Below are 12205 nucleotides of genomic sequence, written 5' to 3' on the forward strand. Positions count from 1 at the left end.
CTGCACCCCCTCAAGGACAATTAGAGAAATCACTCGTCCACCGATGAACTATGAAATCGATGGTTTGCAATGAAAAGTGATTAAGGCCTACTCTTGCAATCCTAAAACGACTAGGAAACCCTGATTATGCGCCGTAGGGAACCCAAATATTTTTGATTTGGCTAGCGTGGCGTAGAAATTCTTCGCCCTCGCCAACTCGTCGATCAAGCCAATCGCGAGTTTCGCCGTAGTTGACCCAGGTTTGTTTGAGGTTGCCGATTGAACTGCGCTCGACCATGGCGCTACCCTCAGCACTGCCCCAATACCACAAACCATCAACGTCGTTGTGCTCGGCCAGCACTTTGGCTAGGCTATCGCGGTCGCCGGTGATAATGTTGACCACGCCTGCCGGCACATCGCTGGTATCGAGCACTTGATACAAATCGGTGGCTGAAAGTGGATGCTCTGGCGATGGAATGATAATCGCACTATTGCCCAAGGCGATGGCTGGTGCTAGCAATGAAATCGTGCCCAACAAGGGATATTCGCTGGGACAAACCAAACCAAGCACACCGAGCGATTCGACCATGGCGAGGGTGGCGTTGCGTACAGGCGTGGCATGCACCGAGCCATCATATTTATCGGCCCACGCGGCGTAGGTAAATAAGCGCTCGATTGATGTTTCAACTTCGAGGTCGGCATCGTTGCGGCCTGTTTGTTGGCGAATGCGTTGGGCAAATTCGGCGGCACGTGCGCCTAAATTTTCAGCCAAGAAATAGAGCACTTGCGCCCGATTATAGGCGGTTGCTGCCGACCAACTGTTAGCAGCACTGCGTGCAACTTCGACCGCGTTGCGAATATCTTTGCGGCTGCCATCGCCAACTTCGCCAAGCTGCTCGCCATTGCTGCCAACCACAATTCGGCTGTAGCCCGAATCGGGGCGGGCTTGCTTGCCGCCAATATAGATTTTGGGCGTGCGATCAAGCGCTGGTAGGCCGTTGCTGGCTGTGGTTGCCACAGGCGCGGGCGCTGGGCTGGCCTTGGTTTTAAGCTTTTTAACCTCAGATTTTTTGAGATATTCGTATAAGCCTTCTTTGCCACCTTCGCGACCGTAGCCACTTTCACGATAGCCGCCGAAGCCAGCTGCTGCATCAAACAAGTTGGTGCTGTTGATCCAAACTACGCCTGCTTTGACGCGGGCTGCGGCATGCAGCGCCACGTTAATATCTTCGCTCCAAATGCTGGCGGCCAAACCAAAACGGGTATTGTTGGCAATCGCAATCGCTTCATCAGGGGTGCGGAAGGTCATCGTGACCAAGACTGGCCCGAAAATTTCAACTTGGGCCAAGGTTGAAGCGGGAGCCACGTTGGTAAACAAGGTTGGCGGATAGAAGTAGCCATCAGTTGGGCAAGCCCACGATGGTTGCCATTTGATTGAACCTTCGTTTTCGCCTTCGGCCACCAGTTGCTCGATTTTTTGTAATTGGGCTGGAGCAACAATCGCGCCAATATCGATCGCTTTATCTAAAGGATCGCCGATGCGCAATTGCTCCATACGAGTGCGCAACTTGCCAATCAGCTTATCGGCAATGTTTTCTTGCACCAACAAACGTGAGCCAGCGCAACAAACTTGGCCTTGATTAAACCAAATCGCATCAACCACGCCTTCGACCACGCTATCGAGATCAGCGTTATCAAACACGATAAAGGGCGATTTGCCGCCAAGCTCCAAGGAGAGTTTTTTGCCGCTGCCAGCGGTGGCGCTCCGAATAATTTTGCCAACTTCGGTTGAACCAGTAAAGGCAATTTTGGCAATATCGGGGTGCTTGACGATTTGCTCGCCAACTTTACCATCGCCAGTTACGATGTTGACCACGCCCTTGGGCAAACCAATTTCGTGGCAAATTTCGGCAAATGCCAAGGCGGTTAATGAAGTCCATTCGGCAGGCTTCAGCACCACCGTGTTGCCCATCGCCAAGGCTGGGGCAATCTTCCAAGCCAACATCAACAGCGGAAAGTTCCACGGAATAATTTGGCCGACCACGCCCAGCGGCTCGTAGCCTGCCAAATCGCTTTCTTGCAATTGTGCCCAACCAGCGTGATAGTAGAAATGCCGCGCGACTAATGGAATATCAATGTCGCGGGTTTCGCGGATGGGCTTGCCATTATCGAGGGTTTCGAGCACCGCGAAACGGCGCGAATGTTTTTGAATTTGGCGTGCCAAGGCATACAAATAGCGAGCACGCACATGGCCGCTGGTTTGCGACCAAGCTGGAAAGGCCGCCTTGGCAGCAGCCACCGCAGCGTTTACTTCATCGCTGCTCGCTTGGGTCACTTGGGCCAACACGCTGCGATTGGCTGGATTGATCGAATCGAACAAGCGCTCGTTGGCGACTTCTGTCCATGTACCATTAATATAGAGCCCAAAACGACGGCTATGGGCATCTAGCCACTCGTGGGCTGGAGCAGCAGCTTCGGGTGCTGGGCCATAGCTCATTGTTTTGTAAATCTCCAGCAATGTGCTCATCGTCGAGTCCTCGTTATGTGTATTTAAGTCGTTTTGTGCCATCCTAACAGGCTTGGGCAATTCACGCAAAGGCTCTTGGCTATGGGCTGTATAGATCATCGAGCCAAGCTCATGCAGCAAATACGGCTGGCTAAGCCCTTGTTTTTCGGCGCTAGATAGCCTAAACTACCCACATTAGCAGAGGTCTTCATAGCGAAGGAGTTCGCAGCCTATGATTAATCCAACCATTGAAGCCGCGATTAACGATCAAATCAAGCACGAATTTGAGTCGGCCTACCTGTATCTCTCAATGTCGGCCTACTTCGAGTCGGTTAATTTGAGTGGCTTTGCTCATTGGATGCGCTTGCAGTACGAAGAAGAAACCGTGCACGCCATGAAGCTGTTCGATTATCTGCATGATCGGGGTGGCCGCGCTGTTTTGCAAGCCATGGCCCAGCCGCAATCAAGCTTCAATTCATCACTTGAAGTGTTTGAAATGGCCTTGCATCACGAACAACGCGTTACCGCGTTGATCAACTCGCTCTACGATTTGGCGATCAAAGAGAATGATCATGCTACCCAAATTCATTTGCAATGGTTTATTACCGAGCAAGTCGAGGAAGAAAAAAGCGCCTCGGATGTGGTCGAAAAGCTCAAAATGGCTGGCGATCATCCAGGTGCGCTGTTCTTGCTCAATGAACAATTAGGCAGCCGCGCCGCTGAATAGACTTTCCTGCTAGCACAAGGCCTGCAATCAATCTGCGGGCCTTATTCATTTAACGTGATTTTGATTGAGCTTGCCGCCAGCGCCACAGGAATATCAGCACGATTGCCCCAATATTTAAACCAACAGCGAGATTTTTGAGCGTAAAACACCAAGTCCAGAGCATAGCCACAGTTGGCAATTGGGTAGGATATTGCAATAACATCAGGGCTTCGCAGCTATTCTCAGCATAATCGGCGAAGAAATAGAGGCTCGCCAAGGCTGGTAGCCACTGTTGCCAACCGTGAACATCACGCGTCAGCCGCAGCAACGCTAGCCCAAAAAAGAGCCAAACTCCAATCGGTAACAGCATGTCGGGCACAATCAGCCACACATGACTGCTGCGATATTCGCCATAATTGCTGATTAATTGATAGGCTAAATCAGCTGTAACGCTGGATTTGGCCGAAAATGCATTTGCACCACCGCCCAAATCCAACAAGCCATAGCCCCTAGTCCACGAATGAAATAAGCTTGCCAACAGATTACTAATCACTAATTGGGTCATGGCTACACCAAAGGCTAGCCAAATCAGGCGTGGTTGGCCAAATTTGTGCAAAAATTTAGGCATTGGTTGCTCACGATCAGATTAAATTCAGCCAAAGCATAGCGATGATCGAAACTAGCTGTCAAGCATGAAAAAACCGCCCCAATTTGAGCGGCTGTCGGCTTGGGTTGTGCTTGATTTTAGCTTGGCAGCAGCACAATCGCCTCGCCCTCGATCAAGATTTTGGCTTCTTCGTTCAGCAATTGGGTGATTAATGTAGCGATTGGTTTATCATCGCGCAGGCTTTTAATTTCGGCATAGGCCGTGACCGTATCACCAATGTAAATCGGGCTGCGAAAAGCCAAGGTTTGGTTGAGGTAAATTGTGCCTGGGCCAGGCAAATGCATGCCAATCACTGCTGAAATCAGGCCAGCGCCCAGCATACCATGGGCGATCCGCCGCCCAAAACGCGATTCACGTGCAGCAATTTCGTCGATATGCACAGGGTTGGCATCGCCCGAAATTCCCGCAAACAAAATAATATCGGCTTCGGTGATGGTTTTGCGCAAACGAGCGCTTTGGCCAATTGTATAGCTCATGGTTGAAATCCTTTGAATAGTGGGGATCGGTTGTTGGGGGCTGGGGATCGGGAATACGGATGAAGGATGAAATTCTACAAATCTGTCCTTCGTGCTCTTCGTGTCCTTCGTGGATCAAACCTGACCCCTTGCCCCTGATTCCTGACCCCCTATGTTCTAATAGCCAAACAATTTGCGTAGCTCAGGCTTGACGACCTTGCCACTGGCGTTATGCGGCAACTCAGGCAAGAAATAAATCGATTTTGGGGTTTTGTAGCTAGCCAGGCGTTCGCGACAAAAAGCGATCAGGGTTGGCTCATCAAGCTGCGTGCTTGGCCGCAACACCACTAAAGCCCGCCCAACCTCGCCCCAGCGACTATCGGGTATGCCAATCACGGCGCATTCTTGTACCGCAGGGTGCTGATAGAGCACGTTTTCAACCTCAGCAGGGTAAACATTCTCGCCGCCAGAAATATACATATCCTTCTTGCGATCAACGATGTAGAAATAACCTTCAGCATCGACCCGTGCTAGATCGCCAGTGTAGAACCAACCTTTTTGCAGGGCTTGGGCGGTTGCGACCGGATTGCGCCAGTAGCCATTGCACACCGTCGGCCCATATAAAATCAATTCGCCAATGCTGTTGGTCGGCACATCGCGGCCCGCCTCATCGACAATGCGGGCATCAAGGTGAAAAATCGGCTTGCCCACCGATCCAGCCTTACGAATTGCATCCTCTGGGTTGAGCGTGAAGCAATTAACCGAAACTTCGGTCAGGCCATAGCCTTGGCGAAACGGAATATTGCGCTGCTGATAGGCTTCGATCAAGGGAATTGGGCAGGGCGAGCCGCCAGCGATGCAAAAACGCAGACTGCTGAGGTTGGTTTGGACAAAATTGGGCGCTTGCAGCAGCATCTCAAACATGGTTGGCACGGCAAAAAAGATCGTCACATGCTCTTGCTCAATCAATTGCAAACAGCGCTCGGGATTCCATTCTTGCATCAAAACCATTGTGCCACCAGCATGCAAAATCGGCAGGGTTAGCACATTCAGGCCGCCAGTATGAAATAGTGGCGTATGAATAATGCTCACGTCATCGGCGTGTAAATCCCAGCCAACATTGGTATTGAGCGAATTCCACACCAGCACCCGATGCGAAAGTACTGCGCCTTTGGGTGCGCCAGTTGTGCCTGAGGTATACAAAATCAAGTGCGGATCATCAAGATCAACTGATTCGCTGATCGGCAAATCGCTAGCTTGGGTCAGCAGTTGATCGTATTCAGGCCCAAACTGGACACACTGCTTGATTGGGGTTTGACTGCGCAAGGTTGGCAGCAGCGGCGCAAATTGGCTATCGTAGAGCAATATGCTCGATGCACTATCTTTGAGCATATAAATTAATTCATGCTCGGTTAAGCGCCAATTGAGTGGCACTAAAATCGCCCCAAGCTTGCCAGTGGCAAATAAGGCATCGAGGTAGCCAATTTGATTTTTGGCCAAAATTGCTACTCGATCGCCTTTGCCTACACCAAAACGTTGGCGCAAACTCGCAGCCAAACGATTGGCACGGCTATTCAATTGGCGGTAGCTATAGCGCTCGCCATCACGGTCGTCAACCAGCGCTAGTCGCTCTGGCGTAAGCAACTCGCGCTTGCCAAGCCAGTCACCAATGTACATTGCAATGCTCCTTTAATCAGAGGTCAGGGGCTAGGATTTTGATCCACGAAGGACACGAAGTGGCACGAAGGTTCGAACCACGAAGAATGCAAAGGATGCTAAGAGCTTCAACATCGATCCATTTCATCCTTCATCCCTCATAATTCATCCTTAGGAATCTCTGCGTTAAACCTATCCCCTAGATTCTGATACCTGCCCCTTTTTGACTTTTGCCCTTTGACTTTTGCCTTGGTTTACCCCCAACGCACGGCGCTTGCGGCCCAAGTATAGCCAGTGCCAGCACCTGCCAACACCACCAAATCGCCAGCTTTGAGCAAGCCACGTTGTTGGGCCAAATCAAGCGCCAATTGTTGATCAACCGATTGAATATGCCCATAATCATCAAGGTAGATCGCTTGATCGGGGCGTAAGCCCAAATCGTGCAATAAGCCATTGTGAAATGAAGGCTTCATATGGGTAATCGCCAAAAAATCAATATCCGAACGCCGATAGCCCGAACGGGTAACTGCTTGATCGATCACTTGCACAAAATTAGGTTGCGAAACCAAGCCCAAGCGATCACGCATATCTTCAAGCTGCAACACATCAAGTTGATGGTAGCCTGCATCGACCGTGGCTTGGCTGGTTGGGAAGCGAGCGCCACCACCGCGCATCACGACATTTTCGCTAAACGAGCCATCAACCAGCACCGCCGATTCGAGCACTTGGTTGGTTGCATAATCGCGGCGTAGCAGCATGGCCGAAGCACCCGCGCCAAAGTTGAACATAAATCGCGCTTGTTGGTTGTCATAGCGCACTAGCTCATTTTCGCGGGCTGCTGAAACCAACAGAACATTACGCAACATTGGGTCGGCTCGCATTTGATCGCGGGCGGTTTTGATGGCAACTGGTGAGCCAGCACACAAGGCATAAATTTCATAGGCATACGCCCGTTTAGCCCCGATCAGATGTTGAATTTTGGCCGCCGCCGACCAAACCACATAATCTTTGTATTCACTGCCATGATAAATAATCAGATCAACATCCAGCGGGTCGAGTTCGGCGATTGCCAAGGCTTTACGAGCAGCCTCAGCCGCCATGGCCGATGGTGTATCGTGGGCTTCGGCCAAGTGTTTTTGGCGAATACCCAGCTTTTCGATCACCACGGCTTCGGGGATATTGGCGGCTAAGGCGATTTGACTAGCAGTCTCGACGGCTGCTGGCAGATAGGTCGCGATTGCAGCAATGCCAATTGGCGGAAATTCGTAGGTCATGATTCAGCCTTTGGTTTCATGGCTTGGCGTAGGCGTTCGACTGAGCTACGGCTGGTTTTGCCGCGCAACTTGCGAATTGCTCCCATCAAACCAGCCGGGAAGAATAACACCAGCACCACATACACGATGCCAAATACTAAGTCGGGGCGCAACCACGCTGGCAAAAGTGCCTGCATAAATTCGCCTTTGAGGCCATGATCAAGCAAGCGGATGGTAGCAGCACCGAGCATTGGCCCGATTAGCGTGCCAATCCCGCCGATGATCGTCATCAACAAGGCTTGAATGGTGAGATTAACGCTGAGCATTTCGAAGCTGGCACTTTTTTCATACAGCACCATCAACATCCCTGCCAAGGCCGCAATCGTTGATGAAATTGCAGTTGCCAATAATTTGAAATGCAGCGTGTTATAGCCCAAGGCCGTGGCGCGTGGCTCGTTCTCGCGAATTGCCACAAATACCCGCCCTGTTGGCGAGTTGATCAAACGCCGCGCCGCGTAATACAAGCCAACCATACACGCCAAGGTCAAAAAGTAAAAGCGCAGTCGATAGGTCGTGGCATCGATCGCTGCGGGCACGACAATCCCTTGCAAGCCAATTTCGCCGCCCGTAATTGGCTTGAGCTTGGGATCATCGGCTTTGAACAGGATGAAGGCAATTTCGGCCAGCGCGAGGGTAATCATCGAAAAATAGACCCCGCTGACCCGTAGCGACAATGCGCCCACTGCTGCCCCGATAGTTGCGCCAACCACAATCACCGCTGCAATCACAATTAGCATCGAGGGCGGCTCGGCTTGGCGCAGCAAAATGGCGGCGGTATAGCCACCAGCGCCAAAAAACAGCGCATGGCCAAACGAAATCATGCCGGTGTAGCCCATCAGCAAATCGTAGCTCAGGGCATAAATCGCCAGAATAAAAATCTGAATGAAAACCCCTTGCCAAAAGCGGGTGGTATCGGCGGCAAAGGCAAATGGCAAGCTTGCAAGGCCGCCAATCGCCACAAGTGGCAGTAGTGGGCGCAAACGCTGCATAGCAAACCTCGCCTAAACTTGGGTCAGAAAATCGAGTAGAGCCGTATTGAACAAACTGGGCTGTTCGATCTGTGGCGAGTGGCCACAATTTGCCAGCACCGTTTCTTGATATTGGCCACCGTGGGCGGCATAGTTTTCAAGCACTGCCCGCATTTGGCCAACCATCGGCTGAGCCGGATGAGTTTCCGCGCCAGGCCAGCCTGGAACTAAGCCCAATTGCCCAAGCATACACAAATCAAACATCGAAGCATCAGAGACAATTTGGTCAGCATCGCCGCGAATCCAGAGCACTGGCGGTTGGGGCTGAATGCTGGCAAAACTGCTTTGGTTCAGATATTTGGGCGAGAGCGCATTGTTTACGCCGCCTGTACCTGGGGCAACCATCGGCCAATTGGCTGAAGCCACCAAATCACCAGGGTAATTTTGGGGCGAGCAATAGGTCTGAAGCATTTCATCAACAAACACATCTTCGCGGCTTGAGCGGAACGGCGGTTTGAAGTAGAAGCTATTCATAATGGTGCGTGGCGAAACTGGGCCATCACCGCGATCTTCATTTTTCAAGGCTTCGACAAAGGCTGCATTGGCCGTACCACCGCCGCTCCCAGCATAGTCATGGCTGTTGGGTTGGCCGTCGAGGCCTTGCGTGCCGCCGTAGCCATAGGGCGAACCTGGGGCAACAAGCGTCAGCGAACGCACATTCGTGGCATAATCGAGGGCATATTGCAGCACCACATTACCACCCAACGACCAGCCAACCAAGTGCGGTCGGCGAATATTGAGGGTTTGCAACAGGCTATCGAGATCGTCGCTGAAGTCACGCACACCACGGGTTGCATCAAGCGGCAAGCGCTCCGAGCGACCATAACTACGCAGATCAGGGGCAATCACATAATAATCATCGGGCAAGGCCAGCATCAATTCTTCCCAAAAACGGGCGGCTGAAACATTGCCATGAACGAGCACAATTGGCTGCTTGCTTGGGTCGCCACGCTCAATCACATGCATCGCCAAGCGCGGCATTTGAACAACACGGGCGGTTAATCCAGCTAACAATGGTGGATTGAGCATGGGTTTTTCTCCGTAATAATTAAGTTGTTTCTTCCCTCACCCCCTAGCCCCCTCTCCCGCCCAGCAGGCGAGGGGGAGCCATCATATCATGACTATTGGATCTCCCCTCGCCCGCTACAGTGGGAGAGGGGTCGGGGGTGAGGGAATATGTCCAACATCTAATTCTTATTAAAAATTCCGCCAGGCTTGAGCAATAGCACGACCGCCATTACCAGCACGGTTGAGGCCGAGGCGATTGCGGTTGGTAGGCCTGTTTCCAGCACCAAATGGTCACTGAAGGTTCGCGCTAGCCCAATCAACAATGCGCCTGCTGCTGCTCCGCTATAGCTGCCCAAACCGCCAATTACCACCACGATAAAGGCAAAAAGCTGGTATTCCAAGCCCATTTCGGGGTAAACCCCAATAAACGAGGCTGCTACCGCGCCGCCCAAAGCCGCCAAGCCACTACCAAAGCCAAACACTCCGGTAAAAACCCGCCGCACGTTGATGCCCATCGCCTCAACCATGGCGCTATCCTGCACGCCAGCCCGAATTGTTAGGCCAATCCGTGAACGGCGCAGCACCAAAGCGATTAGCACCGCCAACGAAACGCTGAGACAGATCAAAAACAGGCTATAGCTTGGAAAACGGCGACCGAGCAGGCTCAGGCTTTCGGTCAACATCGGCGGCTTGATGGGGGCACGACTGAGCGAACCCCAAGCCGGAATCGTGCGCACCAAGGCATCAAACACAAACACTAAGCCCAATGTCAGCAACACTTGGTAAATTGGCCGTTTGTAGAGTGGGCGAATGAGGCTGATTTCGATTAAGCTGCCGACCGCTGCACCCACCAATGTACCAACAATCAAGCCGATGATAAAGCGCAGATTGCCGCTGGCGATGGTGATTGGCCAATGGCCTGCATAATTTGGATCAAGCCAGACATTGCAGGTCCAAGCGCAATAGCCACCGAGCATAAACAGCGAGCCATGGGCAAAATTCAGCACATCCATCAGGCCGAAAATCAACGATAAACCCGCTGAGATCATAAAGTAGATCGCAGCCAAGGTCAGGCCTGGCAACAAAATACCCGTAATCAGCTTGGGCCAACTCGCTGGAGCAACCATCAGCACTGTAGCAAAAATCAATACAAACACTGTTGGAATAACCAACGGGGCTAAGCGTTCACGCAAGGGTTTGGTTTGAATTGTCGGGGGAGCAGCAACAGCCATACTCAACACCTTTTAGGCAGCACCAAGATAGCGCTGAATTAATTGGGGATTGCCCCGCAGCGCCGTCATCGTGCCATGATCAACAGTTCGGCCATCATCGAGCATATAGTAGGCTTGGCTGATCGCGCTGGCCATTCGGAAATTTTGCTCAACCAACACCACGGTGGTATGTTCGCTCAGCGCAGTAATTGCTCGCATCATCTGTTCGATAATCACTGGAGCAAGGCCTTCGCTCGGCTCATCGATCAACAGCAATTGGGTTTCGGGAACCAAGGCCCGCGCAATCGCCAGCATTTGTTGCTGGCCGCCCGAAAGTTGGCTGCCCAGCAACCGCTCAAGCCGCTGCAAATCGGGAAACAGGCTAAAGATCAAATCGCCACGTCGGCGTAAATCGCCGCGTTTGCGTTCAGCCAAAATCAAATGCTCAGTTACCGTCAAATCGCGAAAAATTGCGCGATGCTCTGGTACATAGCCAATGCCTAATTGGGCAATACTGAAGGTGCGCAAGCTGTTGAGGCGTTGGCCTGCAAAGCGAATTGAGCCTGCTTGCGGCGGCGTTAAGCCCATAATTGATTTGAGCGTGGTGGTTTTGCCAGCGCCGTTGCGCCCAAGAATGGCGGTAATCGAGCCTTGTTCGGCCTGCAACGAGACATCGTGCAAAATATGATATTGACCGATGAAGGTCTGAAGTTGCTCAACTTCAAGAATTGGTGTCATGGGCGACCTCGTGAGGCTGGGTTAGCACATCATCATACAATTCACCGAGGTAGGCTTGTTGCACCCGTGGATCGGCGGCAATCGCTTGGGGCGTGCCTTCGGCCAGCACACTGCCACCATGCATCACCGTAATTTGATCGGAAATGCTCATCACCACGTCCATGCGATGCTCAACCAGAATAATCGTATGTTGGCCGCTTTGGCGAAGTTGCTGAATAATCTCGATCAATTCAGGCACTTGGTTGGCAGCCATGCCAGCGGTTGGCTCATCGAGCAATAATAGCCGTGGCTCACTAGCGAGCAGCAGGGCTAATTCAAGTTTGCGTTTATCGCCGTGTGGCAAGGCGCTGGCGAGTACCTGCTCAACCCCGCGCAACCCTACCAACTTGAGCGCAGCCTGCGCTCGTTCGTGATAACGCTCGAACCGATCGCTATGCTGCCAAAATTTGAAGGTATCGCGGCCTCGGGCTTGAGCGGCCAAACGCACATTTTCGGCCACGCTCAGCGAGGGAAACAAACTGGTAATTTGGTAGGCGCGGCCAATGCCAAGGTGAATCATACGGTGCAAGGGCAGACCAGTAATCTCGTTACCAGCAAAAAATACCTTGCCGCTGCTGGGCTTAATCGCGCCACTAATCATGTTGAAGAAGGTCGTTTTACCCGCCCCATTTGGCCCAATAACCGAGTGAAACGAACCTTCTTCAACTGCGATGCTTACATCACGCACCGCCTGCAAACCACCAAACGAGCGTGAAAGATGTTCAGTTTTCAACAAAACGTTTGGCATTGGAAATTCCTCAAGAGTGGCTGAAGGTATAGGCTATAGACTATCGGGCTACTGATTTATTAGATTGATAATGGATTGCGTTCCCTGCCCCCTGCTTACAAGAGTTGGTTCTTGACAATCATGGGTGATCACCACCCTTCCGTCCCACCTC

The 12205-nt window shown here is 52.0% G+C and carries 11 protein-coding genes; 1 reads left to right on the plus strand and 10 read right to left on the minus strand.

The annotated features are described in order from the left end of the window. Positions 1–124: 124 nt before the first annotated feature. Positions 125–2506, minus strand: a complete 2382-nt coding sequence (locus DEF47_RS08200) for an aldehyde dehydrogenase family protein (RefSeq protein WP_041304726.1) — start codon at positions 2504–2506, stop codon at positions 125–127. 211 nt (positions 2507–2717) lie between these two features. Here DEF47_RS08200 and DEF47_RS08205 point away from each other — a divergent pair, with 211 nt between their 5' ends. Beyond that, positions 2718–3212 carry a ferritin gene (locus tag DEF47_RS08205; protein ID WP_012191325.1) on the plus strand — a complete coding sequence of 165 codons (495 nt, stop codon included), beginning with the start codon at positions 2718–2720 and terminating at the stop codon, positions 3210–3212. 49 nt (positions 3213–3261) lie between these two features. Here the strand turns inward: DEF47_RS08205 and DEF47_RS08210 are convergent, their stop codons facing one another. The 9 genes from DEF47_RS08210 to DEF47_RS08250 all read right to left on the minus strand — a co-directional run bounded on the left by DEF47_RS08210 (position 3262) and on the right by DEF47_RS08250 (position 12054). Next, positions 3262–3819 (minus strand): hypothetical protein, encoded by a 558-nt coding sequence (locus DEF47_RS08210; RefSeq protein ID WP_012191326.1) that lies wholly within the window; start codon positions 3817–3819, stop codon positions 3262–3264. Positions 3820–3935: 116 nt separating this feature from the next. Continuing rightward, positions 3936–4334, minus strand: a complete 399-nt coding sequence (locus tag DEF47_RS08215) for a MaoC family dehydratase (protein ID WP_012191327.1) — start codon at positions 4332–4334, stop codon at positions 3936–3938. 156 nt (positions 4335–4490) lie between these two features. Beyond that, entirely contained in the window at positions 4491–5990 is a 1500-nt protein-coding gene (locus tag DEF47_RS08220) for an acyl-CoA synthetase (RefSeq protein ID WP_012191328.1), read from the minus strand. 233 nt (positions 5991–6223) lie between these two features. After that, complete coding sequence (locus DEF47_RS08225; protein WP_012191329.1) at positions 6224–7243, minus strand: 3-oxoacyl-ACP synthase; 1020 nt, start codon at positions 7241–7243, stop codon at positions 6224–6226. Beyond that, a complete protein-coding gene (locus tag DEF47_RS08230) occupies positions 7240–8271 on the minus strand; it encodes a branched-chain amino acid ABC transporter permease (protein ID WP_012191330.1) in 1032 nt (343 codons plus the stop codon). The genes DEF47_RS08225 and DEF47_RS08230 overlap by 4 nt, the downstream gene beginning before the upstream one ends. A 12-nt stretch (positions 8272–8283) precedes the next feature. Further along, a complete protein-coding gene (locus tag DEF47_RS08235; RefSeq protein ID WP_012191331.1) occupies positions 8284–9339 on the minus strand; it encodes an alpha/beta fold hydrolase in 1056 nt (351 codons plus the stop codon). A 158-nt stretch (positions 9340–9497) separates the two neighbouring features. Further along, complete coding sequence (locus DEF47_RS08240; RefSeq protein WP_287045064.1) at positions 9498–10550, minus strand: branched-chain amino acid ABC transporter permease; 1053 nt, start codon at positions 10548–10550, stop codon at positions 9498–9500. Between the two features lie 12 nt (positions 10551–10562). Continuing rightward, positions 10563–11267: an ABC transporter ATP-binding protein gene (locus DEF47_RS08245; RefSeq protein ID WP_012191333.1), complete on the minus strand. Its 705-nt coding sequence runs from the start codon at positions 11265–11267 to the stop codon at positions 10563–10565. After that, positions 11251–12054: an ABC transporter ATP-binding protein gene (locus DEF47_RS08250; RefSeq protein ID WP_012191334.1), complete on the minus strand. Its 804-nt coding sequence runs from the start codon at positions 12052–12054 to the stop codon at positions 11251–11253. The genes DEF47_RS08245 and DEF47_RS08250 overlap by 17 nt, the downstream gene beginning before the upstream one ends. Positions 12055–12205: the final 151 nt, after the last annotated feature.

It is taken from the genome of Herpetosiphon sp. (assembly GCF_003512625.1).
GTDB classification, from domain to species: Bacteria; Chloroflexota; Chloroflexia; order Chloroflexales; family Herpetosiphonaceae; genus Herpetosiphon; species Herpetosiphon aurantiacus.

Coding starts and splice junctions, on each gene's coding strand:
- DEF47_RS08210 (WP_012191326.1), bottom strand. CDS start 3,819: ATGCCTAAATTTTTGCACAAATTTGGCCAACCACGCCTGATTTGGCTA.
- DEF47_RS08205 (WP_012191325.1), top strand. CDS start 2,718: ATGATTAATCCAACCATTGAAGCCGCGATTAACGATCAAATCAAGCAC.
- DEF47_RS08250 (WP_012191334.1), bottom strand. CDS start 12,054: ATGCCAAACGTTTTGTTGAAAACTGAACATCTTTCACGCTCGTTTGGT.
- DEF47_RS08245 (WP_012191333.1), bottom strand. CDS start 11,267: ATGACACCAATTCTTGAAGTTGAGCAACTTCAGACCTTCATCGGTCAA.
- DEF47_RS08230 (WP_012191330.1), bottom strand. CDS start 8,271: ATGCAGCGTTTGCGCCCACTACTGCCACTTGTGGCGATTGGCGGCCTT.
- DEF47_RS08240 (WP_287045064.1), bottom strand. CDS start 10,550: ATGGCTGTTGCTGCTCCCCCGACAATTCAAACCAAACCCTTGCGTGAA.
- DEF47_RS08220 (WP_012191328.1), bottom strand. CDS start 5,990: ATGTACATTGGTGACTGGCTTGGCAAGCGCGAGTTGCTTACGCCAGAG.
- DEF47_RS08225 (WP_012191329.1), bottom strand. CDS start 7,243: ATGACCTACGAATTTCCGCCAATTGGCATTGCTGCAATCGCGACCTAT.
- DEF47_RS08200 (WP_041304726.1), bottom strand. CDS start 2,506: ATGAGCACATTGCTGGAGATTTACAAAACAATGAGCTATGGCCCAGCA.
- DEF47_RS08235 (WP_012191331.1), bottom strand. CDS start 9,339: ATGCTCAATCCACCATTGTTAGCTGGATTAACCGCCCGTGTTGTTCAA.
- DEF47_RS08215 (WP_012191327.1), bottom strand. CDS start 4,334: ATGAGCTATACAATTGGCCAAAGCGCTCGTTTGCGCAAAACCATCACC.